General features: G+C 71.6%; 26 protein-coding genes. 9 read left to right on the top strand and 17 right to left on the bottom strand.

Features of this window, described 5'->3' with window-relative positions:
• Positions 1 to 5: 5 nt before the first annotated feature.
• Complete coding sequence (locus OHT01_RS04610; RefSeq protein ID WP_328551821.1) at positions 6 to 743, bottom strand: class I SAM-dependent methyltransferase; 738 nt, start codon at positions 741 to 743, stop codon at positions 6 to 8.
• Between the two features lie 98 nt (positions 744 to 841).
• Positions 842 to 1693 (bottom strand): helix-turn-helix domain-containing protein, encoded by an 852-nt coding sequence (locus OHT01_RS04615; RefSeq protein WP_328551822.1) that lies wholly within the window; start codon positions 1691 to 1693, stop codon positions 842 to 844.
• 483 nt (positions 1694 to 2176) lie between these two features.
• Here OHT01_RS04615 and OHT01_RS04620 point away from each other — a divergent pair, with 483 nt between their 5' ends.
• A complete protein-coding gene (locus OHT01_RS04620) occupies positions 2177 to 3769 on the top strand; it encodes a Na+/H+ antiporter (RefSeq protein WP_328551823.1) in 1593 nt (530 codons plus the stop codon).
• Between the two features lie 188 nt (positions 3770 to 3957).
• Here the strand turns inward: OHT01_RS04620 and OHT01_RS04625 are convergent, their stop codons facing one another.
• Together OHT01_RS04625 and OHT01_RS04630 are read right to left on the bottom strand one after the other, a co-directional pair.
• Positions 3958 to 5127, bottom strand: coding sequence for a sensor histidine kinase (locus OHT01_RS04625; protein WP_328551824.1), 1170 nt, complete (start codon positions 5125 to 5127; stop codon positions 3958 to 3960).
• Positions 5127 to 5789: a response regulator transcription factor gene (locus tag OHT01_RS04630; protein WP_328551825.1), complete on the bottom strand. Its 663-nt coding sequence runs from the start codon at positions 5787 to 5789 to the stop codon at positions 5127 to 5129. The genes OHT01_RS04625 and OHT01_RS04630 overlap by 1 nt, the downstream gene beginning before the upstream one ends.
• 89 nt (positions 5790 to 5878) lie before the next feature.
• Between OHT01_RS04630 and OHT01_RS04635 the strand changes: the two genes are divergently transcribed.
• Positions 5879 to 6736: an ABC transporter ATP-binding protein gene (locus OHT01_RS04635; RefSeq protein ID WP_328551826.1), complete on the top strand. Its 858-nt coding sequence runs from the start codon at positions 5879 to 5881 to the stop codon at positions 6734 to 6736.
• Positions 6733 to 7815 (top strand): ABC transporter permease, encoded by a 1083-nt coding sequence (locus OHT01_RS04640; RefSeq protein ID WP_328551827.1) that lies wholly within the window; start codon positions 6733 to 6735, stop codon positions 7813 to 7815. The genes OHT01_RS04635 and OHT01_RS04640 overlap by 4 nt, the downstream gene beginning before the upstream one ends.
• Before the next feature lie 65 nt (positions 7816 to 7880).
• On the opposite strand, the gene OHT01_RS04645 is transcribed toward OHT01_RS04640, so the two are convergent.
• Positions 7881 to 8093 carry a hypothetical protein gene (locus tag OHT01_RS04645; protein WP_328551828.1) on the bottom strand — a complete coding sequence of 71 codons (213 nt, stop codon included), beginning with the start codon at positions 8091 to 8093 and terminating at the stop codon, positions 7881 to 7883.
• On the opposite strand from OHT01_RS04645, the gene OHT01_RS04650 reads away from it, so the two are divergent.
• On the top strand, positions 8083 to 8613 hold the full coding sequence (locus tag OHT01_RS04650; RefSeq protein WP_328551829.1) for a hypothetical protein: 531 nt from the start codon (positions 8083 to 8085) through the stop codon (positions 8611 to 8613). The genes OHT01_RS04645 and OHT01_RS04650 overlap by 11 nt on opposite strands.
• Before the next feature lie 131 nt (positions 8614 to 8744).
• Here the strand turns inward: OHT01_RS04650 and OHT01_RS04655 are convergent, their stop codons facing one another.
• Positions 8745 to 9191 (bottom strand): DUF1772 domain-containing protein, encoded by a 447-nt coding sequence (locus OHT01_RS04655; protein ID WP_328551830.1) that lies wholly within the window; start codon positions 9189 to 9191, stop codon positions 8745 to 8747.
• A gap of 91 nt (positions 9192 to 9282) precedes the next feature.
• On the opposite strand from OHT01_RS04655, the gene OHT01_RS04660 reads away from it, so the two are divergent.
• Positions 9283 to 9861 (top strand): TetR/AcrR family transcriptional regulator, encoded by a 579-nt coding sequence (locus OHT01_RS04660; RefSeq protein ID WP_328551831.1) that lies wholly within the window; start codon positions 9283 to 9285, stop codon positions 9859 to 9861.
• Between the two features lie 146 nt (positions 9862 to 10007).
• Complete coding sequence (locus tag OHT01_RS04665) at positions 10008 to 11153, top strand: MFS transporter (RefSeq protein ID WP_328558022.1); 1146 nt, start codon at positions 10008 to 10010, stop codon at positions 11151 to 11153.
• Positions 11154 to 11158: 5 nt separating this feature from the next.
• Here the strand turns inward: OHT01_RS04665 and OHT01_RS04670 are convergent, their stop codons facing one another.
• The 4 genes from OHT01_RS04670 to OHT01_RS04685 all read right to left on the bottom strand — a co-directional run bounded on the left by OHT01_RS04670 (position 11159) and on the right by OHT01_RS04685 (position 14689).
• Positions 11159 to 11527, bottom strand: coding sequence for an ATP-binding protein (locus OHT01_RS04670; protein WP_328558023.1), 369 nt, complete (start codon positions 11525 to 11527; stop codon positions 11159 to 11161).
• Positions 11528 to 11599: 72 nt separating this feature from the next.
• The gene (locus OHT01_RS04675) at positions 11600 to 12811 is read right to left on the bottom strand and encodes an MFS transporter (RefSeq protein WP_328551832.1); all 1212 of its coding nucleotides are present in this window, start codon (positions 12809 to 12811) and stop codon (positions 11600 to 11602) included.
• 6 nt (positions 12812 to 12817) lie between these two features.
• Positions 12818 to 13273 (bottom strand): ArsI/CadI family heavy metal resistance metalloenzyme, encoded by a 456-nt coding sequence (locus OHT01_RS04680; protein WP_328551833.1) that lies wholly within the window; start codon positions 13271 to 13273, stop codon positions 12818 to 12820.
• Between the two features lie 45 nt (positions 13274 to 13318).
• On the bottom strand, positions 13319 to 14689 hold the full coding sequence (locus OHT01_RS04685; RefSeq protein WP_328551834.1) for an NAD(P)-binding domain-containing protein: 1371 nt from the start codon (positions 14687 to 14689) through the stop codon (positions 13319 to 13321).
• 170 nt (positions 14690 to 14859) lie between these two features.
• Here OHT01_RS04685 and OHT01_RS04690 point away from each other — a divergent pair, with 170 nt between their 5' ends.
• Positions 14860 to 15246 carry an ArsR/SmtB family transcription factor gene (locus OHT01_RS04690; protein ID WP_328551835.1) on the top strand — a complete coding sequence of 129 codons (387 nt, stop codon included), beginning with the start codon at positions 14860 to 14862 and terminating at the stop codon, positions 15244 to 15246.
• Between the two features lie 125 nt (positions 15247 to 15371).
• On the opposite strand, the gene OHT01_RS04695 is transcribed toward OHT01_RS04690, so the two are convergent.
• The 3 genes from OHT01_RS04695 to OHT01_RS04705 all read right to left on the bottom strand — a co-directional run bounded on the left by OHT01_RS04695 (position 15372) and on the right by OHT01_RS04705 (position 17317).
• Complete coding sequence (locus tag OHT01_RS04695) at positions 15372 to 15971, bottom strand: cation transporter (protein ID WP_328551836.1); 600 nt, start codon at positions 15969 to 15971, stop codon at positions 15372 to 15374.
• A 190-nt stretch (positions 15972 to 16161) separates the two neighbouring features.
• Positions 16162 to 16965: an aquaporin gene (locus OHT01_RS04700; protein ID WP_405915252.1), complete on the bottom strand. Its 804-nt coding sequence runs from the start codon at positions 16963 to 16965 to the stop codon at positions 16162 to 16164.
• A gap of 37 nt (positions 16966 to 17002) precedes the next feature.
• Complete coding sequence (locus tag OHT01_RS04705; protein ID WP_328551837.1) at positions 17003 to 17317, bottom strand: ArsR/SmtB family transcription factor; 315 nt, start codon at positions 17315 to 17317, stop codon at positions 17003 to 17005.
• Positions 17318 to 17400: 83 nt separating this feature from the next.
• Here OHT01_RS04705 and OHT01_RS04710 point away from each other — a divergent pair, with 83 nt between their 5' ends.
• The gene (locus OHT01_RS04710; RefSeq protein ID WP_328551838.1) at positions 17401 to 17604 is read left to right on the top strand and encodes a hypothetical protein; all 204 of its coding nucleotides are present in this window, start codon (positions 17401 to 17403) and stop codon (positions 17602 to 17604) included.
• 57 nt (positions 17605 to 17661) lie between these two features.
• A complete protein-coding gene (locus OHT01_RS04715; protein WP_328551839.1) occupies positions 17662 to 18081 on the top strand; it encodes an arsenate reductase ArsC in 420 nt (139 codons plus the stop codon).
• Between the two features lie 44 nt (positions 18082 to 18125).
• Here the strand turns inward: OHT01_RS04715 and OHT01_RS04720 are convergent, their stop codons facing one another.
• From OHT01_RS04720 to OHT01_RS04735, 4 genes are read right to left on the bottom strand one after another with little or no spacing between them, the layout of a single operon-like run.
• Positions 18126 to 20153, bottom strand: a complete 2028-nt coding sequence (locus OHT01_RS04720) for a beta-galactosidase (protein ID WP_328551840.1) — start codon at positions 20151 to 20153, stop codon at positions 18126 to 18128.
• Complete coding sequence (locus OHT01_RS04725) at positions 20150 to 21475, bottom strand: glycoside hydrolase family 36 protein (protein WP_328551841.1); 1326 nt, start codon at positions 21473 to 21475, stop codon at positions 20150 to 20152. The genes OHT01_RS04720 and OHT01_RS04725 overlap by 4 nt, the downstream gene beginning before the upstream one ends.
• A gap of 55 nt (positions 21476 to 21530) precedes the next feature.
• The gene (locus tag OHT01_RS04730; protein ID WP_328551842.1) at positions 21531 to 22427 is read right to left on the bottom strand and encodes a carbohydrate ABC transporter permease; all 897 of its coding nucleotides are present in this window, start codon (positions 22425 to 22427) and stop codon (positions 21531 to 21533) included.
• Complete coding sequence (locus OHT01_RS04735; RefSeq protein ID WP_328551843.1) at positions 22424 to 23404, bottom strand: carbohydrate ABC transporter permease; 981 nt, start codon at positions 23402 to 23404, stop codon at positions 22424 to 22426. The genes OHT01_RS04730 and OHT01_RS04735 overlap by 4 nt, the downstream gene beginning before the upstream one ends.

Raw genomic sequence — 23404 nt, forward strand, 5'->3', positions numbered from 1 at the left:
GCCGGTCAGCCCTTGACCGCGTGAAACAGGGTGACGCCGAGCCACGGGCCGCCGTACCAGTATCCGGGGCCCAGTCCGCGCAGCGTGCCGCGGCCGAGGTGTGCGGCGTACTTCCTGGCCATGGGCCAGAAGTCGGCGACGATCAACTGGCCGCCCGGTCGCAGCACCCGCATGGCCTCGTCCACCGCGCGGTACCGCTCTTCGGGCGACGGGATGTTGTGGATCGCCAGCGCGCTCGTCACGACGTCGAAGGAGGCGTCCGCGAAAGGCAACGCGGTCATGTCGGCCGTACGTACCTCCACGCGGTCGGCGACCCCCGCCGCGGCGGCGTTGGCGAGCGTGACGTCGGGCCGGTTGCCGCTCTGGTCCTTCGCGGACCACAGGTCGACGCCCACGGCCTGTCCCCTCGGCAGCCGTTTGGCCGCTTCGACGAGCACGGCGCCGCGGCCACAGCCCAGGTCCAGCAGCCGCTCGTCGCCCTTCAAGTCGGCCAGGTCCAGTTCCCGCCTCCAGATGCGCAACTTGCCGTGCAGGGTGGTGTGCAGGTAGATGCCGGTGTTGGCGAGCAGTACCGTCCCCGTGACCGCGGCCGTCGTCGCGGTCCGTCCCGGCCGCCACCGGCGGGCGGCCAGCCAGCAGGCCGTGCCGGCGACGGCGAGTACCGCCGGGAACGCTGGAGCGTCGACGCCGTACCGCGGCCATGGAGGACGCGACGGCGGGAGGTCATTCCGGTCCTTTGACATGCTCACAGTGTCACGCGTCCGGCCACCGGGCGTCTTGTAGGAATGTTCCCCCGGACCAGGCGCGCGGGCCCCGCAACCGCCGGGTGCGGACCGTCGGTTCAAGCCTTCGACAGGTACGCCGGGGCGGCCCACGCGACGTCGTCGACCGCCAGCCACGGCGCGACGGCGACCGCCGTGGGCGTCACACCGGAGAAGGCCACGACATCCCGGTGGAGGTGGGACTGGTCGACGTAGCCGGCCTCCGCCGCCACTCGTGCCGCGCCGTGACCCGCGGCCAGCCGGTGGGCCGCGTGGTCGAAACGGACGAGCTGAGCGGCCCGCTTGGGGGTGATCCCGATCTGCGCCCGGAAGCGGGACCACAGTCGCTTACGGCTCCAGCCGATCTCCGCTGCCAGCCGGTCGACCCGAACCCCTCCCAGGTTCGCCACCATCTGACCCCATACGAAGGCGACTTCGGGCTCGACCACTCGGCTCGCCTCGTAGCGTCGGACGAGCGCGGCCTCCGCCAGCGCGAACCGGTGCTCCCACGACCGGGCGGCGCGCAGTCGCTCCTCGGTCCGCTGGGCGTCACGGCCCCAGAGGTCGTCGAGGCGGACCACCGTCCCGCCCAACTCCGGTGAGGCGCCCAGCACGGCGTGCGCGACCACCGGCGACAGTCGCACCTGCAGGCACTCGATGGCACGGCCCCGCCCTCGAACGCCACTGGCCGCGAGTCCGACGACGACGCTGCTCTCCTGCCGACGGCCGCCGCTGTCGTCGACGGCGAGCGACCCGTCACCCAGGTCGACGGCCACCGTGACGGCCGGATAGGGGACGACGCCGAGGTCGACGGGCTCCGTGGTACGAGCGCGGAACCCGGCCATGCCGACGCCCGGCAGCCGACCGGGCCGCGACGGGGTGGCGATGTCCCACACCGCCGCGGCGTCATGAGCCGACTCGGCGTATCGCATGGGGCCAGGGTAGGCGACATGCGTCCCCCATCGACAGGATCGCCGTGCCCCCCGCATGCGCCGCAGCCGCAGCCTTCGCGTCGCCGTCGCTCTTCGGGCGCTCGAATCGGCGGGTCACGATGTCGTCGGCACCCGTCCTCCGCTTCCCCCGACCGACGAGTTGGTGGCGGTCCGCACGGCCGCCTGGAACCTCGGCGCCAGTGGGATACCGCTCGCGGACCCCGACCGTGGCGAGCCGCACGATCGCGCCCTGCGGGACGCGGGACGATCGGCCGCGTACCTCTGGACCGACCGCCGACCGCCGGGCGCCCGTCGGTTGAGGTTCCGGGCCGACCGCCGGCCTTCCGCACCGCCGTCGGCGTCCTGACTCTCGACATCGACACCGCTTTGACGGGTACCGGCCCGATAGGGTGAGAGCGGTGTGCCGGGAAGTCTGGTCGGCGGGGAGCCACAAGGTCTCCTCTTCATGACCGGAGGAGTGCCATGCGCGCGGTAGGGACAGTCCTGGCCCTCGTGGTCCTCGCCACCGTCGTGGCCACCTCCGCTCGCCACTGGCGCATCCCCGCGCCCTCCCTGCTCGTGATCGCGGGCCTGGCCGTCGCCCTGCTGCCCGGCACCCCGGAGATCCAGATCAGCCCCGGGATCATCGGCCTCGTCGTCCTACCACCGCTCCTCTACGCGAGCGGCGAGGAACTGCCCTGGCGCGAACTGCGTGCCGTGTGGAAACCGGTCGGAGTCCTGTCGACGGGCCTGGTCCTGGCCTCGGCGGCCGCGGTGGGGGCGGTCGCCTCCCTGGTCACGCCCCTGTCGTGGCCGATGGCGTTCGTGCTGGGCGCCGTGCTGGCGAGCACCGACCCGGTGGCGGTGACCGCGCTGGGCAGACGGCTGGCGCTTCCGCCCAAGGTGCAGGTGCTGGTGCAGGCCGAGAGCCTCTTCAACGACGCGACCTCGCTCGTCCTCTTCCGGGTCGCGGTGAGCGTCGCCGTGGCCTCGGCGGCGGCCGGCTGGGGTACGGCAGCGGGAGAGTTCGCGCTGCTGGCGGGTGGCGGCATGGTCATCGGTGCCGCGGTCGCGGGCGTCGTGACACTGATCAGGCGGCGAACCGAGGACCCGGTCCTGGAGACCGTGATCGCGCTGGTCACGCCCTACGCGGCCTACGTCCTGGCCGAGGCCGCGCACGCCTCGGGCGTCACCTCGGTGGTCGTCGCCGGAGTCGTCCTGGGCGGCCGGGGCGACCGCCTCACCAACGCCCGCATCCGCCTCCAACTGCACGCCGTCTACGGCACGGTGGTCTTCCTCCTGGAGAGCGTCGTCTTCAGCCTGATCGGGCTGGCGCTGCCCGCCCAGGTGCGGGCGCTGTCCGACGCCGACCGGGCCTGGCCGCTGTACGCGCTCGCCGTCGCCGCCACGCTCATCGCCATGCGCCTGCTGTGGCTGGCGCCGGTGTCCGCGGTGGTGCTGCGCAAGGGCGGGATCCAGCGGATGACCTGGCGGGTGCCGGTGGTCCTGACCTGGGCGGGCACCCGTGGCGTGGTCCCCCTGGCCGCAGCCCTGTCCATTCCGGTGGCCACCGAGAGCGGTACCCCGCTCTCGGAACGCCCGCTCGTCCTCGTCCTGACCACCTCGGTCGTGGTCGCCACGCTCGTCGTCCAGGGCTTCACCCTGGCACCGGTCGTCCGCCGCTCGGGTATCGCCCTCGAACCCGACCACACCGAACGCGAGGAGGCCCACGCCCGCCGCAGCCTGGCGAACGCGGGCCTGAACCGCCTGGACGAGCTGTCGGACCTGGAAGCCGTCCCCGACGTCGTCCTCGACCGGCTCCGCCGCGGCCTGACGGCCCGCCTGGACGACGCGAACGACCGCCTCGGACAGACCGACGGCAACGGCGATCGGACGGAATCCGCCGACCTCACCTACCGCCAGCTACGACGCGACCTGATCACGGTCGAGGAGGCCGAACTCCAGCGCCTCTACGACCGACACCGCATCAGCGACACGACCCGCCGCCGCCTGCAACGCTCACTGGACCTGGAGGAGGCCCGACTCGCGGACGCCCACGGCCCGCCCGGCGATTGAGGCCGAGCGCCGACGGTCGGTCGCGGTGTCCGCCTGGGCCGAGGGCCGGCTTCCCACGTCAGCGCCGAACGTCCGGGCGCCTCAGCGGAACTCTGCGAGCCGCGGCCGCGGCCGTACGGGATGTCCCGACGGATGTCCCCGCGTTCGCGGACACCCGTCCGGGGTATCGGCCCACGAGCAGAGGGGGCTCACGTGCCGGGGGTGTCGGTACGCGCACCCCGCTCGGCGCCGGACCTGGCCATGGGCTCGCCGACGGGAGGGTGGAGCGGGAACGTCACCCGCACGTCGAGTCCGCCCGATTCCAGCGCCTTCGCGGTCAGGACCGCGCGGTGTGTCGTCGTGATCGCTCGCACGATGGCCAGCCCGAGTCCGTGTCCGTCCGGATGCCGGGTGCGTTCGGTGTGCAGCCGCTGGAACGGCACGAACAACCGGTCCATGTCGTCGTCCGGGACCACGGGGCCGGTGTTGGTGACGGTGATGCGGGCGCCGTGCTCGGACGACGAAGTCGTCACGCTCACGTGGCCGTCGGCGACGTTGTGCTGGATGGCGTTGTCGACCAGGTTGGCGACCAGGCTCTCGACCAGCCGCCCGTCGCCGGTCGCCGGAGCCCGGGCGAGTACGGTGTCGATTCGGACGCCTCGACGCTCGGCCTCGGGCCGCCGGACCAGAACCGCCTCCGCGGCGATCACGCCGAGGTCCAGAGGCTCCCACTCCTCGACGCCCTGCTCACTGCTGGCCAGCGTCAGCAGCGACTCGATCAGGCGTTCCTGGGCCGCGCCGAGTGTCAGAAGCTCCTCGCAGGTCGACCTCAGCGACTCCGCGCTCGCGTCCGGATCGGCGAGCGCCACCTGCAGCAGCGCCCGCTCCACGGTCAAGGGTGTCCGCAGCTCGTGGGAGGCGTTGGCGACGAAATGGCGCTGCGACTGGAACGCCGCGTCGAGTCGTTCGAACAGCTCGTCGAGGGTCGCGCCGAGTTCCTTGAACTCCTCGTACGGACTGTCCAGCCCGATCCGCGAGTGCAGGTTGCTGGCCGAGATCGCCTGGGCGGTCGTCGTCATCGTGAGCAGTGGCCGCAGGGCCCGACCGGCGATGATCCAGCCGAGGGCGACCGAGGCCAAGCCCGTCACCGCAAGGGCGATCCCGGAGGAGACCAGCAGCGTGTGGAGGTCGTGGCCGTGCTGTCGGTCGGCGATGGCCGCGCCGTCGGGCACCTGCCGGCCGTCCAGTACCGGTGTCGACTCGCGCGTCGAGCGTCCGGTCCAGAACAGTCCGAAGACGAAGGCGAGCAGGATCATGCCGGAGACGAAGAACACGCTGCCGTACAGGAGGGTCAGCCGCCCGCGCAGCGTACGGCGCATCACGGGAGCGCGATCCGGTAGCCGCCCTCGCGGACGGTCTCGATCAGCGGTGGTTCGCCGAGCTTCGCCCGTAGCCGGCCGACCGTGGTCTTGACCGTGTTGGTGAACGGGTTGGCCCTCTCGTCCCACACGCGTTCCAGCAGTTCCTCGGTCGATGTCACGGCGCCGGCGCGGCTGAGCAGGCACTCGAGCATCGCGAACTCCTTGGGGCTGAGGGCGAGGCGTCGGCCGGCCCGGAAGGCGGCCCGGGTGCTGGGGTCCAGCGTCACGTCACCGCACTCCAGCGTCGGCGGCAGCGCGGCGGTGGCGCGTCGTCCCAGTGCCCGGACGCGGGCCACCAGCTCGGAGAAGTCGAAGGGCTTGGGCAGGTAGTCGTCGGCGCCCAGGTTCAGGCCGGTGACCCGGTCCTTCACGGTGCTGGCGGCCGTCAGCATCAGCACCCGGGTCGGCGAGTGCTGCGCGACCAGACGGCGGCACACCTCGTCGCCGTGCACCCGGGGCAGGTCACGGTCGAGGACGACGACGTCGTAACGGGTGACCGAGAGGTGTTCGAGCGCGTCGTCCCCGTCCAGCACGACATCGACCGCCATGCCCTCACGGCGCAGCCCGGTACCCAGGGTTCGCCCCAGCACCTCGTGATCTTCGACAACGAGCACCCTCATGGTGCTCAAGAATGCCAGCCCGGCGGTCACACCCCGGTCACAGAAGCTGTGCCCGGGGTGTGACCGCCGGGCGCGTAGAACCGGGTTCCATGACTCACGACACTGTGCTGGTGGCCCGGGGCCTCGGCAGACGATTCGGGCGGCGCTGGGCGCTGTCCGACTGCACGCTCGCCGTGCCGGCCGGACGGGTGGTCGGCCTGGTCGGCCCGAACGGGGCCGGCAAGACGACGCTGATGCGCCTCACGGTCGGGCTGCTCACCCCGACGTCGGGCACCGTCGAGGTGCTCGGTCACCCACCGGCGCAGAACCCGGCCCAGCTCGGCCGCGTCGGGTTCGTCGCGCAGGAGACCCCGGTCTACGCGAACCTGACCGTGGCCGACCATCTGCGTCTGGGCGGCCGGCTCAACGCCCGCTGGGACCGCGGCCTCGCGGAACGTCGTATCCAGCGGTCGGGCCTGGACCCCAGGCAACGGGCCGGCCGGCTCTCCGGCGGGCAGCGCGCCCAGCTCGCCCTCACCCTCGCCGTCGCCAAACGGCCCGAACTACTGGTTCTGGACGAGCCCGTGGCCAGTCTGGACCCCCTCGCCCGTCGCGAGTTCCTGCAGGGCATCAGCGAGGTCGCCACCGAGCAGGGCGTCGGCGTCATCCTGTCCTCGCACCTCGTCTCCGACCTGGAGCGCGTCTGCGACTTCGTGATCGTGCTGGTGGCCTCCCGGGTACGGGTCGCCGGGACGATCGAGGATCTGCTGGCCACCCACCGCCGACTCACCGGGCCGGCCCACCACACCACGGCCGGCGTCGAGGTCGTCGAGGCACGCCACACCGAGCTGCACAGCACCTTGCTGGTGCGCTCCGAGGAGCCGATCGACGATCCGGCGTGGACCGTCGAACCGGTCAGCCTCGAAGACGTCGTCCTCGCCCACATGGGCACGGAGGACCGCTCATGATCCAGCTCACCTGGCGCCAGTTCCGGACCCCCGCCGTCGTGGCGTGCGGAGCACTGCTGGTGGTGGTCCTCCTCGCCGCCCTGACCGGCCCCGGCCTCGCCCACGCCTACTCCACCACCAGGACCGAGTGCCGCCAGGCGGGAACCTGCACGTCGGCCATGGCGGACTTCGCACACACCGACAGCGTCCTGCGCACGGCGTTCGGCACCCTGGTCACCATCGTGCCCGGCCTGCTCGGCATGTTCTGGGGCGCTCCGCTGATCGCCCGCGAGATCGAGGGCGGAACGATCCCACTGGTGTGGACACAGAGTGTCACCCGCACCCGCTGGCTCGCCGTCAAGCTCGCGGTCGTCGGCCTGGCGGGCGTCCTCGTGGCAGGGCTCCTGAGCCTCGTCGTCACCTGGTGGGCCCACCCGCTGGACCGGGCCGCTGCCGCCGCCTACGACACGTTCGGCGAGCGTGACCTCGCACCGGTGGGCTACGCGGCACTGGCGTTCGCGATCGGTGTCACCGCGGGCATGCTGATCCGCCGCACGGTGCCGGCGATGGCCCTGACACTGTTCACGTTCGTGGTCGTGCGCGTCGGCGTCGCCTACGGGATCCGGCCGCGCCTCATCGGCCCCGCGCACCGGACCCTGGCGCTCGACCCGGCCTCGACCGGCTTCGGTTCCTCGGTCTCACCTGACGGCATGTTCAACGCGCTGTTCAACGGCGGTCCGTCGAGCGCACTTGCCCCCGCGACACCGAATCTGCCGAACGCCTGGATCTACTCCACCCGGGTCGTCGACGACGCCGGGCACGACCTGACGGACAAGGTCCTCGACGCGGACTGCCCCGGTATGGCCTCCGGTGGCGGCGGGCCGGCCGTTCCCGGCCATGTCCAGGTCCCGCAGTCCGCGCAGCAGCGGATGCAGGCCTGCGTCTCCAAGGTCGGCGCCACCTACCACGAACTCGTGACCTACCAACCGGGCAACCGCTACTGGGCTCTCCAGTGGCAGGAACTGGCGCTCTGCGGCACGGCCGCGCTGCTCCTCGCCGCGTTCTGCGTGTGGTGGGTGCGCCGCCACCGGATCGCCTGACCACGCACGCGCCTCGGCCGGGTCGCCCGAGGAGATCTCGTCCTCGGACAGCCCGGCCCACCGGATCAGCGGGGGAAGAACAGAAGCAGACCACCGTCGAACCCGGCATCCATCCGGTCGCCATCCGGTCGGGGCCGCGGAAAAGTGTTGAGGCAGCGACCGGTCGTCCGCAAGGCTGCCGCCATGGATTCCCTGAAGTTCACCGCGCCGCCGGCCGCTCCTGAATCTCGCGCCGTCGACGCCTTTCTCTCTGCCGTGGACAGCTCGATGAACAGCAACACCCTGCTCCTCACAGCGGATTGCGAGGTGCCCGTGTCGGCCGGGAACCGCCAGGACGTCCTGCACGCTTTCCTGCGCAGTGCCCTGTTCGAACGGCTGATGCGTGCCCCCGACGTGCGCCGCGACGGGTACGACCTGACGGACGAGTACGACAGCGAACCCTTCACGCATCCGCTCCTGCGGGAGGGCTTCAGCGCCATGGTCAGCCCGCTCGACCATGGCGGCTTCCTGACGCGACTGCGCTGGATGCTCTGTGGGGCGTTCAGCCCCTACAACCACCATTTTCCGGCAGCGGACGCCGAGTTGCTGGTGCGCGGCTTCGCCCGGGAACTGTTCGGTGCGGACGGCCCGGCATGGTCCTTCGCCGCTGTCAGCCCCGATTTCCTGCGCTCCACCGGTTACTACAGTGGTGAGGAGCCGCTGCGGCCGGTGTACTTCGACGGAGGCGACTCCGACACCGCCACGTTCGTCCACCGGGACCGCACCTTCCACCTGCTGCTGACGAACGGCTCACCCTGAGACGGCGGTTCGTGAGGCGACGTCCGTATCCAGGTGAAGCCGGGGGCGGGGATGCCGGTCGCGGGTGTACCGGCCAGTCGGGCGCGCGGCCGGGCGCTGCGGCTGACGCCCGGCTGGGTGAGCCCGCGAGCTCAGGTGAGGGCCGTGACCAGCAGGGCGAAGGCGGCGATGAGGACGGCGACGCGGACGTAGTGGAAGCGGTTCCAGCGGTTCTGCTGCTGCTTCCAGTCGGCGGGCCGGTTCTCGGCGGTCCACGTCTTGCTCCGGTTGTTGATCGGGACGAGCAGCAGGATCGACATCAACACGCTGAGGAGCAGCAGCGCGCCGGCGGTGACGACGAGACCGGTGCCGTGGTGGTGCCGTCCGGCGACGGCCCAGACCGCGGCGAGGACGAGCGAGCCGATGTACCAGTACGGCATCACGGCTCCGAGCATCCGGCCGCCGTGGGCGCGGCCGAGCTGGCCGCTGTCCTCGGGGAGCGCGTCGAAGATCGGGTTCATGACGAAGGCGACGGAGAACTCCACCCCCACCATCACGCCGACGGCCACGGTGGTGACGACCTGGAGTGCGTTGAGCATGACGACCCCTCTCGGTATCTAGCATCGCTAGGTGATATGGCTACGCTAGTACTACTGCCGCTCGATTGTCTAGCAGTGCTAGGATCGAATCATGTCGGTACAGGAACGCAAGGAGCGAGAACGGGCGGGCCGCGAACATCTCATCGTGGCGACGGCCCGCGAACTCGCCGAGCAGCAGGGCTGGGACGCGGTCACCACGCGCCGGCTCGCCGAGCGCATCGAGTACAGCCAGCCCGTCCTCTACAGCCACTTCCGCGGCAAACGGGAGATCATCGGTGCCGTCGCCCTCCAGGGCGCCACGGAGATGGCCGCGGCGGTGCGCGCCGCGACCGCCGACGTGGACGGCCCGCGCGCTCGGGTCGCCGCCCTCGCCCGCGCCTACCTCGACTTCGCGGAGCGCAACCCGGCGGTCTACGACGCCATCTTCCAGCTCGACGGCGGCCTGGCGTTCGCGCACGAGGACACCCCGGCCCCCCTCAAGGACGCGTTCGCCGCGCTGCTGGAGAGCCTCGGCGAGGTCGCCGGGGACGGCGTCGACCCGGGGCTGTTCACCGAGACGTTCTGGGCGGCCCTGCACGGCCTGGCCACCCTGACCCGGGCGGGACGGCTGCCGCCGGAGGTCACCGAGCAGCGGGTGGAACTGCTGGTGGACCGGCTCGCCGCGGTCTGACCCACCGTCCCGGCGGGCACGCAGCCGGGGTTTCTCGACGCCTGTCAGCCTGTCCTGTCCTTGCGCCCCCAACGCGTCCTCAACGACTCCGACGAGGTCGGCACATGCCCGAAACCCCCGTCACCCGGGTGGCCCCGGCCCAGCACATGTGGCCGTTGTACGCGGCCGGATTCACCACCGCGTTCGGCGCCCACGGCATCGCCGCGAACCTGGGCGGCCACGGGAGCGGCGCGGTCACCTCGCTGATGGTGCTCGGCGGTCTGCTCGCCCTGTACGACGGCGCCGAGGTGCTGCTCAAACCCGTCTTCGGAACGCTCGCGGACCGGGTCGGGGCGCGCCCGGTCCTGCTCGGCGGGCTCGTCGCGTTCGCCGCCGCCTCCGCCGTGTACGCGGTCGCGGACAGCCCCGGATTGCTGTGGGCGGCGCGTCTCGGTCAGGGCGCCGCCGCGTCCGCCTTCTCGCCCTCGGCCTCCGCGCTGGTCTCCCGGCTCAACCCTGCGGCGAGGCAAGGCCGGGCCTTCGGCAGTTACGGCTTCTACAAGTCCGTCGGCTACACCCTCGGCCCGCTGCTCGGCGGAGTCCTCGTGTGGGCCGGCGGGCTACGGCTGCTGTTCACGGTCCTGGCGGTGCTGGGCGCGGCGGTGGCCGTGTGGGCGGCGCTCGCCGTTCCGGTGGTGCCGCCGCTGCCGAAGGCCCGGCAGACGGTCATCGATCTGGCCGAGCGGCTGGGGCGCCCGGACTTCCTTCGTCCGACCGCCGCGCTGGCTGCCGCGACCGCCGCCCTGTCCGTCGGCGTGGGCTTCCTGCCCGTGTCGGGTCGCGTGGCCGGCCTGGGCACGGTCGCGACCGGGGCAGCCGTGTCGGTGCTCGCGGCCTGTGCCGCCGTCGTTCAGCCCCGGGCCGGACGCGCCCTGGACGCCGGACGCCTCACCGCGCGCGGTGGCATCATGGCCGGGCTGCTGCTCGCCGCCGCGGGCCTGGGCTGCGCGACCCTGCCGGGCGTACCGGGGGTGCTGTCCGGCGCGGCCCTCATCGGCACCGGAACCGGCCTGATCACGCCCCTCGGCTTCGCGGCCCTGGCCGCCTCGGCTCCCGCCGAGCGGCTCGGCCAGACCATGGGCGCCGCCGAGCTCGGCCGTGAACTCGGCGACGCGGGCGGCCCGTTGCTCGTCGCAGCCGTCGCCACGCTCACGACCCTCGACCACGGTTACGCGACTCTGGCCGTGGTCCTCGCTCTCGCACCCGCGACCGCTCTCGTACGCCGAGTCGCCGGGATACGCCTCTCTCGCTGACGGGCTCAGCAGGGCATGTCGAGCGTGACAGCCGCTCCCCTCACTCCCGCAGCACCCATGGCTCCCGTGGTTCCCGGCGGGATGTTCTCGGCGCGGGCCGTTCCGCCGTGCGAGGCGGCGACGGCGGCGACCAGCGCGAGGCCCAGGCCCGCGCCGGGCGTGGTGCGGCTCGCCTCGGCGCGGCTGAAGCGGTCGAAGGCGTGCGGCAGGAAGTCCGGCGGGAAGCCGGGGCCTTCGTCGGAGACCGCCAGGGACAGCCGGCCGTCTCCTGCCTCGGCGCGCACCCCGATGGCGCCGCGGCCGTGCCGCAGGGCGGAGACGTTTCCACAGGTCAGACACTCTCCTCCACGCTGGGGCTCCTCAGCCCTCGTCAGTCTGTTCCTGTCCTCGCGGCCTCGACTCGGCCTCGACCGAGGCCTGGCAGGATCGCGCTGAAGGCGCCCGGACTACGTGGCTGGAGTGCCTCCCAGCGCGAGCGCGGCCGCAACGGCGGAAACGAACGCGAGCAGGGTGAACAGGACCGGATAGCCGCCCAGTTCTCCGGCCAGCGCGGCCCCGGCGAAGGGGGCCAGGGCTGCGGCGGCTGTGGTCGGAGCGGCGAGGAGGCCGGAGAGGCGGCCGTAGTCCGTGGTTCCCCAGCGGTCTGTCACGGCGGTGGCTTGAAGAAGTGTGAGGTTGCCGCGGACCGTGCCGGCGACGACGGCCAGCAGGAGCAGCAGGGGGTAGGGGCCCGAAACGGTGGCGAGGGCCATCGTGGTGGCCCCGCCTGCGGCGATCAGTGTGGCGGTGCGTGTGGTGACGCCGGTGTTGCGAGCGAGGATCGAGTAGAGGGTGCGGCCGAGGGTCTGGCCCGCGCCGCCGAGGCCGAGGGTCCAGGCTGCCGCGGTGGGGCCGGCCCCCCGTTCGGTCAGCAGAGGGATGAGGGCGATGACGACGGCGTACATCGCGAAGCCGTTCAGCGTGAATGCGGCGGCGAGCACGAGGAACGGGCGGCTGCGGGTGACTGTCCCGCTGCCGCCCGGGTGTTGGACGATCCCCGACGGGGCGGGGGGCCATGGAGCGCGCAGGGCGAGTGCGTGGGCCGGGATCGTGACCGCGGCGAGGATCATGGCGAGGACGGCGTAGGTGGCGCGCCAGGTGAGGTGCTCGGCGAGGGTTGCTGTCAGGGGCGCGAAGGCGGTGGAGGCCAGGCCGCCGGCGAGGGTGACGATCGTGAGGGCGCGGACGCGGTCCTGGCCCCACCAGCGGGTCACGGCGGCGAACGCGGGCTGGTAGAAGGTTGCCGCCATGGCGGTGCCGGCCAGCAGCCAACCCGCCGCGAAAGCAGGGAAGTCGGGGGCGTACGCGATGTCCAGTACCGCGATGACGCCGAGCAGCGAGCCCGTGGTCATGACCGTGCGTGGGCCTCGGCGGTCGAGGATGCGGCCGACCGGAATTCCTGCGAGCGCGGAGATGATCAGTGCCGCGGAGAACGCCCCGGTTGTCGCGGTGGTGGACCAGCCGGTGTCTTCTGTGATGCGGGCGTCGAGGACGGGGAAGGCGTAGTAGACGATGCCCCAGCTCGTGATCTGGGTGACGCACAGGGCGGGCAGGGCGGCGCGGGGCCGCGACCGGTCCCCTGCTCCGGTCGCGGCCCCGCTGGTCCGAAGGTTGGCCATCGACGGTCAGCAGCAGCCTGCGGCTGAGGCCGTCGACGTGTCCGGGACGCCCGGGCCGGTGCAGCAGGCGCTGCCTTGCTGCTTGGCCAGGGAGTCGGCGTCGGCCTTCACGACGTACACCTCCCAGGGTTCCTGCCCGGGGCCGTGGACCCAGACCTTGTCCTGGAGGGCGTAGCAGCAGGTGGTGTCGTTCTCCTCGACGGTGGCCAGCCCGGTTTCGGCGAGCCGGGTGGCGGCCGTGCGTACGGCCTCCGTCGTCTCGACCTCGACGCCGAGGTGGTCCATGCGGGTGTCCTCTCCCGCGGTGCCTTCGACGAGGACGAGCTTGAGCGGGGGTTCGGTGATGGCGAAGTTGGCGTAGCCGTCGCGGAGTTTGGCGGGCTCGGTGCCGAAGAGCTTGGTGTAGAAGGCGATGGACGCGGCGAGGTCGGGGACGCGGAGGGCGAGCTGTACGCGGGACATGGCGAGCCTCCTGCTGGTGATGGGTGGCGGGTCTGGGATTGTGGGTCAGCAGCCGCCGGACTGGGCCGGGGTGCCTACGCCGATCTGGAGGGTGGTCGGGGTCGCGCAGCAGCCGCCGCCGGTCGCCTCGGCGGCCTCGGGCTGGTCGAAGAGGCCGGCGCCGCCGCAGACCCCGGTCTCCGGCAGGGTCAGCTCGACGCGCTCGGCGGCCTCCCGGTCGCCCGCGAGGGCGGCGGCGACGGAGCGGACCTGCTCGTAGCCGGTCATCGCCAGGAACGTGGGGGCGCGGCCGTAGGACTTCATGCCGACCAGGTAGACGTCCTTCTCGGGGTGGGACAGCTCGTTGACGCCGTGCGGGTAGACGGTGCCGCAGGAGTGCTGGTTGGGGTCGATGAGCGGGGCCAGTCCGGTGGGGGCCTGGAGGCGCTCGTCGAGGCCGAGGCGCAGCTCGGACAGGAAGGAGAGGTCGGGGCGCAGACCGGTGAGGACGATGACCTCGTCGACCGGGTCGAGGCGGCGGCCGTCCTCGCCGACGAGTACCAGACGGCCGTCGGTGTCGCGCTCGAAGGCGTCGGTGCGGAAGCCGGTGACGGCGTCGGCGTGGCCTTCGTCGACGGCGGCCTTGGCTGCGAGGCCGAGGGCGCCGCGGGCGGGGAGCTGGTCGGCGGTGCCGCCGCCGAAGGTGGAGCCGGAGATGCCCCGGCGCAGAACCCAAACTCCCTTCGTGCCGGTACCGTCGTCGGACTTGGCCAGGTCGGCGAGGTGGGCGAGCGCCGTGAAGGCGGAGGCGCCGGAGCCGATGACCGCGGTGCGCCTGCCCGCGTACCGGGCCCGCACGGCCGGGTCCTTGAGGTCGGGCACGCGGTAGGTGATCCGGTCGGACGCGGCCTTCTCACCGAGGGCGGGCAGGCCGCTGCCGCCGGCCGGGCTCGGGGTGGTCCAGGTGCCGGAGGCGTCGATCACCGCGCGGGCGAACAGCCGCTCCTCACGGCCGTCCGCGTGGGCGACGTGGACGACGAACGGCTGTTCCTCGCGGTCGGCGTCCACGATCCGGTCCCGGCCCGCACGGGAGACGCCGGTGACGGTGGCGCCGAAGCGCACCTTCTCGCCGAGGACGTCGGCGAGCGGCTGGAGATACCGCTCGGCCCAGTCCCCGCCCGAGGGGTAAGTGGCCGCGTCCGGCTTCACCCATCCTGTCGGGGCGAGCAGCTTCTCGGCGGCCGGGTCGGTGACCTCGCCCCAGGTGGAGAACAGCCGGACATGCGCCCACTCGCGCACCGCCGCTCCGGCGGCCGGCCCGGCTTCCAGAACCAGCGGGGTGAGACCGCGGTCGACCAGGTGGGCGGCGGCGGCGAGTCCGGCGGGGCCGGCTCCGATCACGACGACGGGCAGATCGGTGGTGACAGGCGCGTTCACGGTCGGCTCCTCGGTATTTCGACATCCGTCGATGGCTCGCGACGCCAGCATGGCACCTGATTCGATGAGCGTCAACATAGACATCCATCTAATTCATAGCCTCGGCGAGAGCGCCCAGATGGACGTTCCGGCCATCGCCAGGCTGGTTCGACGTGTGTCAACATAGATGCATGTCGAATACGAAGCTGCTGCCGCTGCTGGAGCCCGCCGACCAGGCCGTGGAACCGTGCTGCCCGCCGCTCACCGAGCGCCCCTTCACCGCCGAGGAGGCGGAAACGGCCGCGCGGATGTTCAAGGCACTCGGTGATCCGGTGCGGCTGCGGCTCTTCTCCGCCGTGGCCTCGCACGAGGGCGGCGAGGCCTGCGTGTGCGACATCTCCGACGTCGGGGTCTCCCAGCCGACGGTGTCCCACCACCTGAAGAAGCTCAAGGAAGCCGGCCTGCTCACCTCGGAGCGGCGTGGCACCTGGGTCTACTACCGGGTCGAGCCGTCCGTGCTGGCCGCGATGGGGAAGCTGCTGGGCGGCGCTGCCACGCCCTCGCCCGGGCTCGGCTGACTCCCGCTCACCGCCGGCCTCTCACCAGTGACCCGCGAAGAGGGCCGAGGAGATCACGGGGTGCTCGCCGGCTTCGCGCCGGCGGGGGCCACGACCGGGCCGACGGACGGACCGACCAACGTCACTCAATGGTCGCTGGAGAAGATCTCCCGGACCTCGCGGGCGGCGTAGTGGACCAGCACGAACCCGGCCAACGGATCGGCCCACCAAAGGCCCCAAAGCGCGTTCAGCACCAGGCCGACCAGGACGGCCGCCGCGAGCAGACCGTCGATGAGCGTGACCCGCCCCTCCGTCCTGAGGACCGGGTTGTCGAGCGCGGCACCGGTGCGGGCCTTGCCCGCAGCCAGCGAGAACATCACCGCCGCGGTCACCGCCGTCCAGACGATCCCGAGCGACGAGTGGTGTGGGTGGAAGCCCGTGACCAGTACGAACGTGGACTGCACGAGCAGATAGACCGCCAGCAGCGCGAAGCCGATCCCGATCAGCCGCAGCGCACGCCTCTGCCGCTCCTCACCCGTTCCCGAGAGCTCCCAGAGCACCACGGTCGACGCGCCGATCTCGATCAGCGAGTCGAGGCCGAAGCCGGCCAGCGCCACCGAGCGTGCGGAGATCGCGGCCACGGCAAGCACCACGATGCCCACCACGTTCCAGCCCAGGGTGGCGTATTCGAGGGCGCACCCACGACGGAGCAGGGTTCGGCGGGAGATCTCGTTCACGTCGGTCACCAGGCGATCCTCCCAGCGCGCCCTCCAGCACTGGCCGCCACCCCAAGCCCAGACGCATGCACCCTCACCTGCGCTCTTCGGCGAGCGAGAGCAGGAGTGGCGGCGCCGGCCGAGCCACCACGTTCCGGCGGCGAGCACGGCCCGACCGCCGCCGAATCACTACGACTCACCACGACCCGGGTTGTCCGCGTCATCCGGCGGGCTGCTCGGCTCCGCGTCGGCCGGGCATGAAGATGAGAGCCACCAGCGCCAGCCCCACCACGGCTCCGATGACCTGCATGCCGATGAACCCGGGGACCGCGCCGGGGGCGATGCCCGCGAAGGTGTCGGTGAAGGCGCGGCCGATCGTCACCGCCGGGTTGGCGAAAGACGTGGAGGAGGTGAACCAGTAGGCGGCACCGATGTACGAGGCGACCGCGACGGGGGCGAAGCGCAGGCGGTCGGTGCGGGCCAGGCCGAAGATCAGCAGGATCAGCCCGGCCGTCGCGACGACCTCGCCCAGCAGCAGATGCCCCGCCGAGCGGTCGTGCGTGGACCATTTCACCAGAGGCTCACCGAACATCGCGTCGGCCACGACGGCTCCCACGATCGCGCCGACGATCTGGGCGGGGACGTAGGCAGCCGTCTCGCGCAGGGTGACTCCGGCGCCGCCGCGGCGGGCGGTCCACCACTCGGCCAGGGTGACGACCGGGTTGAAGTGCGCCCCGGAGACCGGTCCGAGCAGGGCGATCAGGACGCCGAGGCCGAAGACGGTGGCGGTGGAGTTGGCGAGCAGTTGCAGGCCGACGTCCGGGGTCAGCTCGGTGGCCTGGATGCCGGAGCCCACCACGATGGCCACCAGGGCCGCGGTGCCGACCAGTTCGGCCGCCACCTTGGCGATCAGCGGGGGCGCCTGGGGCGGAGTGGCACCCGGGGCGGGCTGCGGCGCGACAGCGGCGGGAGCCGTGGCGGTTCCCTCGGTGCCGTCGTGCTCGGTGGCCTCGATGGCGGTCAACAGGACTCCTCGGTACGGGTCGCCGCAGGGGCGGGGATCAGGGGCAGGACCGCTTGACGTTGTTCTCGGCGGTGGCGCGCGCGGTCTCCGCCAGGTCGGCGAACTGGCCCGCGAGGGAGGCGATGACGTCGGGTTTGAGCCGGTAGTAGGTGAACCGGCCGCACGGCTCGGTGTCCACGATCCCGGCCTCGCGCAGCACCTTCAGATGGTTGGAGAGGTTGGTCTGCCTGGCCCCCGTCTCCTCGATCAGGTGCGTGCTGCACAGCGTCTCCCTGGCGAGCAGGGTGACGATCTGGAGCCGCAGCGGGTCGGCCAGCACCCGCATCAGATCAGTGTCGACCGGCGTCATCATGGGCTGATACTCTCACATCATTCCAGACTGATACCAGCATGGAGTGATTCTTGGGACTCGCAGCCCCACGCAGGTGGGGACCCATGCTGACCGACGAGGTCGTGCGGGCCGCCGGCATCGCCATCACGATGGGGTGCGGGGACGTCCGCCCGGTCGTACCCGGCCGCCGCCGCCTGGAGCGGCCCGTGACGGACCCCGAAGGCGCCCCGACGGCCGTCGCCCGCGGGATTCGGGCCGGGATCGACGCCCACATCACCGAACCGCTCGACTCCATGCGGATCAACTGAACTTCCCGTCCCGCAGCGTCCGCTCAACCCGCTCGATCACTCGCAAAGGAAGAACCCATGTCCTCCAGCCCGCTCGCCTCCGTGCTCTTCGTCTGTGTCCACAACGCCGGGCGCTCGCAGATGGCCGCCGGATTCCTGAACAACCTCGCGGGCGACCGGATCGAGGTCCGCTCCGCCGGCTCGATCCCGGGCGACCAGGTCAACCCGGCCGCCGTCGAGGCCATGAAGGAAGTCGGCGTCGACATCGCCGACGCCGAGCCGAAGATCCTCACCACCGAGGCCGTCCAGGCCTCCGACTACGTCATCACCATGGGATGCGGCGACGCCTGCCCGGTCTTCCCCGGCAAGAAGTACCTCGACTGGGCCCTCGAAGACCCGGCCGGCAAGGGCGTCGAGTCCGTCCGCCCGATCCGCGACGAGATCAAGACCCGCGTCGAGGCGCTGATCGCCGAGATCGACGCGAAGCGGGGGGCGTGACGTCCGTGACGGACACCGGCGTACGCGAGGTCATCGTCGTCGGATCATGAGTCCTTCCCTCGGGGTTCCCTCACCACCGCGATCTCGCCCGGGTCGACCCGTACCGAGCCCGACAGGGGCTTGCCTGTGAGGAGTTCGGTGGAGCCGGGTGGGACGGGGATCTCCGCTCCGGTGCCCGCGTGATCGATGAGGAACACGTAGTCGGCGTCCCGGCCGCGTCGGCGGACGGATTCCACGCCCGGAGGGGTGTCGCCGGCGTCGGGGACTTCGGCCTCGGTGCGGATGCGGTGCAGCAGGGCGGTGAGCGTCTCCGGGTCGGGCAGGGTCGCCAAGTACCAGGCGGTGCCTGGTCCGTGGGTGTTTCTCGTCACGGCGGGGACTCCGGCCAGGGGTCCGTCCGTGTAAGTGGCGACCGCTTCCGCGCCGTTCAGGCGCATCCGCTCCGACCACAGGCCGGCCGTCGCGCCCGGGGGCACCTGGCCGCTCAGTCCGGCGGACTCGCCGGGCAGGAGGGGGAACAGCTCGTCGCTGCGGACGCCGAGGAGTTCCCGGAAGGCGCCCGGGTAACCGCCCAGCCTGACATGGCAGTTCTCGTCGACGGCGCCGCTGTGGAAGCCGATGGCGAGGGTGCCGCCGCGCTCGACGTGGCCGGTCAGGTTCGCGGCGCCCGCCTCGTCGACCAGGTAGAGACTCGGGGCGAGGACCAGTCGGTAGGCGGAGAGGTCCGCGTCGGGACGTACGAAGTCCACGGCCACGCCGGAGCGCCAGAGCGGCTCGTACCAGGCGCGCACGAGGTCCTTGTAGCGGAGTTCACAGCTCGGCTGCGACGGGAGTTCCAGCGCCCAACGGGCGTTCCAGTCCCAGACGATGGCGACCTCGGCCGCGCCGGTGCTGCCGCGTACCTCGGCCAGGGCTCTCAGGTCGGCGCCGAGACGCACCACGTCCTGCCAGATGCGGCTGTCCGTGCCCGCGTGCGGGAGCATCGCCGAATGCCACTGTTCGGCGCCCGCCTTGGCGGCCCGCCACTGGAAGTAGGCGATGCCGTCGGCCCCGTGGGCCACGTGGGCGAGGGCGTTGCGCCGCATTTCGCCGGGGACCTTGGCCCGGTTGACGGGCTGCCAGTTCACGGCGCCGGTGGAGTGCTCCATGAGCAGCCACGGTCCGCCGGCCAGCGACCGGGTCAGGTCCCCGCAGAGCGCGACGTCGATCTCGGAGGCCGGGTCGGCGGACATCAGGTAGTGGTCGTTGGAGACGACGTCCAGTTCCGGGGCCCACCGCCAGTAGTCCAGCGCGTCGAAGGTGTCCATCACCATGAAGTTGGTGGTGGCCGGTGTCGACGGGGCGGCCGTGCGCAGTACGTCCCGTTCCGCCGTGTACAGGGACAGCAGTTCGTCGGAGCAGAAGCGCCGCCAGTCCAGTTGGTGGGTGGGATTGGGGACGGCGCCGGTGGCGCGGGGCGGCAGGATCTCGTCCCAGTCGTAGTACCACTGGCTCCAGAAGGTGGTGCCCCAGGCGTGGTTGAGGGCCGCCAGGTCCTCGTAGCGCTCGCGGAGCCAGCGCCGGAAGGACTCGGCGCTCGTGTCGCAGTAGCAGGCCGCGTTGTGGCAGCCGTACTCGTTGTGGATGTGCCACATCACCACGGCCGGGTGATCGGCGTACCGCTCGGCGAGCGCGCCCGTGATGCGCAGGGCGGCCTCACGGTAGGCGGGGCTGCTCGGGCAGAACGTCTGCCGGCTGCCGTACGAGAGCCGGCGGCCGTCGCGGTCCGTCGGGAGCGCCTCCGGGTGGGCCCGGAAGAACCATGCCGGTGGCGCGGCCGTCGGAGTGGCCAGGTCGGCGGCGATGCCGTTCTCGTGGAGGAGGTCCAGGAGCCGGTCCGTGCGGGTGAAGTCGTACGTCCCCGCGGAGGGTTCAAGGAGTGCCCAGGAGAAGATGCCGACGCTGACCATGGTGACGCCGGCCTCGCGCATCAGGCGCATGTCCTCGGCCCAGACCTCCTCGGGCCACTGCTCGGGGTTGTAGTCGCCGCCGTAGACGATGCCGGGGACGGAGAGGGTGCGTTCGGCGGTCATGCGGCCCCTCCCGAGGACAGCAGGCGGCGGGTGGTGGCCACGCCCCACTCGTCGAGGGACAGCAGGCGGTCGCTGGACGCCATCAGGCCGCCCGTCGCCTCGACATGGGCCGCCCAGCGTTCCCGGGTCTCGACGGCGGGGCGGGCCATCAGGCAGTCGGGGTCGTTGATCCACAGGCGCCGGTGCTGCCATTGACGGCCGGCGCCGGTGAACTCGGCGGCGTCCTGGCCGGGTTGGCTGTAGTCGTCGGCCTCGGGGCGCCGGTGCGGTGCCGTGTCGGGGCTGACCCGCATGGCGTCGAACAGGCCGGTGGACGGGAGGATCGGCGCACCGCAGCCGAGCAAGTAGGCGTCGGGGCCGATGGCTTCACGGATCAGGGCGATACCGGCTCGGTAGGCGGTCAGCGCGTCGGCGCCCGAGTGCCGTACGCCGTCCAGGGCGCCCGCGTAGAGGAAGTCGGTCTTGAAGTAGTCGTATCCCTCGGCGCGCAGGGTGGCGAAGACGTCGGCCAGATGAGCGGCGGCCTCGGGGTGCGTGGTGTCGAGTGCGTACAGGTCGTGGTCCCAGTTGTGGCCCGCGTGCGAGGGCTCGCCCTCGGCGTCGCGGACCAGCCAGTCGGGGTGCCGGGCGGCGAGTTCGCTGTGGGGGGCCACCAGGAACGGCGCCGTCCAGATTCCCGCCCGCCGGCCGCGCGCGCGGATGGCGTCGGCGAGGGCGGCGCGGGAGCGGAAGCGGCCGGAGAGGGTGAGCCAGTCGCCCAGCGCGCTCTGGTAGCCGTCGTCGATCTGGACGACGTCGACGGGCAGGTCGAGGGTGTCCATCGCGCGGAGGTTCTCGTGGATGTCGTCCTCGGTGACGGCGGTGAAGTACTCGTACCAGGAGCACCAGACCGTCGGCGCGGGCCGCGGCGCGGGCAGTCCGAGCCCGTCGGCCCAGGCGGCGAGCACGCCCTGGATTCCGTCCGGTCCGGGGTGGGCCGACTCCGTGACGGGGCCGTCGGCGCTGACTTCGGCGCGGCCGTCCCGGACGGTCAGCCGGATCGACGGGACCGAGGCGGTCGGATCCGCGGCCGCCCACAGCCGGACCGGGGAGCCGTCGCCCGGGTCGAGCGCGAGCAGTCCCTCGCCCTGGAAGGTCCCGGGTGGCACGGTGCGGCCGGGCCGGTAGCAGACCGTCGCCCAGTTGGCGTCGGCCGGGCGGTACGGGGTGTCGTCGAGGGCGTAGGAGCCGCTGGGGCTCCAGGACTGCCAGCCCTCCTCGTGGACCCGTGCCGTGCGCGGGTCCACGGGCACGGAGGCAACCGGGGTGAAGGATGTGGGCACGTCGTTCTCTTTCACGTGAAGCCGCCTGACTCTTTCAAGTGGAGCTGTCTCCGTCTCAGCCCTTGTTGGCGCCGAGGGTCAGACCGCTGACGAACTGCCGCTGGAGCGCGAAGTACACGACGAGCGTGGGAATCGCGGTGAGCAGGGCGCCGGAGGCCACCAGGTTGGGGTCCGTGAAGTACTGGCCGGAGAGGTTGTTCAGGGCCGAGGTGATCGGCATGTTCTCGCCGGTCGAGATCAGGACGAGCGCCCAGAAGAAGTCGTTGTAGATCCAGATCGACAGCAGGGTCGCGAGGGCCGCCATCGCCGGCTTGCACAGCGGCAGGGTGATCTGCCAGTACAGCCGCCACACCGACGCTCCGTCCACGAGCGCGGCCTCGGTCAGCTCGTGCGGCAGCGAGCGCATGTAGTTGCTCAGCACGAACGCGCAGAACCCGGACTGGAACGCCACGTGGATCAGCACCAGGCCGAGCGCGGAGTCGTACAGCTTGCCGCTCGCCGTGATGCCCGGCAGGTCGGTGAGCAGGTACATCCGGTACAGCGGGGTGATGATGACCTGCTGCGGGAGCAGGTTGCCCGCCGTGAAGACCAGCAGCAGCGCGAGATTGACGCGGAAGTCGAAGCGGCTGACGTAGAAGGCGACCATCGAGGACAGGAACAGCGTCAGCAGGACGGCCGGCACCGCGATCAGCAGTGTGTTGACGAAGTAGTGCGTCATGTCCGACTGTTCGAACGCGTTCTTGAAGTTGTCGAAGTTCAGTGTGTCCGGCCAGGACACATAGCCCTTCGCGCTGGTCTCGCCGTACGGGCGCAGGGCCGAGAACATCGCCCACAGCAGCGGGGCGAGCCAGGCCAGGGCGGTGCAGGCGAGGAAGACGTGCAGCAGCACGCGGGCGGGGCGGACGGGCGCCCGCTGCCCCCGCCCGCCGGCCGCGAGGGTGGGGGCGCTCACGATCGCCGCTCCTTCCGGAAGGTGGCCACCAGATAAGGGATGATCACGACGAGTGAGATGACGAGCAGGACCACCGCTATCGCGGAGCCGTAACCGATGCGGCTGGACTCGCCGATGATGTTGTTGGTCACCAGGATCGAGAGCAACTCGGTTCCCTGGGCACCCTTGTTGAAGACGAAGACCAGGTCGAAGGCGCGCAGCGACTCGATGATGGTGACGACCAGCACGACCGTGTTGGTGGGACGCAGCGTCGGGAAGATGACGTGTTTGAACGTCTGCCACTCGTTCGCGCCGTCCAGCGCGGAGGCCTCTCTGAGGGAGGGGTCGATTCCCTTGAGGCCGGCCAGGTAGAGGATCATCATGTAGCCGGTGTGGCGCCAGGAGGCCGCGACGAGGACTGCCCACAGGTTGAGTTTGGGGTCGCCGATCCAGTCGATGTAGTGGCCCGGCTTGTTGGCGCCGATGAGGCTGTTGATCAGGCCCGTGTCCGGGTTGTAGACGAGCTGCCAGACGAAGCCGATGCAGGCCATCGAGATGACGACCGGCAGGAAGAACGCCGTCTGGTAGACACGGCTGAAGCGGATGTTCTTGTCGAGCTGGACGGCCAGGAAGAGGCCGAACGGTGTCGGGATCAGGATGAGGACGACGAACCAGATGACGTTGTGCTGGACGGCGGGCCAGAACTGCGGGTTGTCGGCGAAGAGTTGATGGAAGTTCTGGAGGCCCACCCACTTGATCGAGCCGAACCCGATGCCGTCCCAGGTGGTGAAGGCGAGGGCGATGGAGGCGAGGGCGGTGGCCCAGACCAGGGCCACGTGCAGGACCGTGGGCACGCCCGCCATGAGGGCGAGCGTGAACCGGTCACGGCGGGTCAGCAGGCGGCGGTGGCCGCGTGCGGCCCGCTTCGGCGCGGAGGCAGCGCCCGGAGGCGGCACGCTGGCCGCCTCCGGGGACTTCGTCGTGGTTTCGGTGTTCAT

It is taken from the genome of Streptomyces sp. NBC_00358, from assembly GCF_036099295.1.
Taxonomy (GTDB): Bacteria; Actinomycetota; Actinomycetes; order Streptomycetales; family Streptomycetaceae; genus Streptomyces.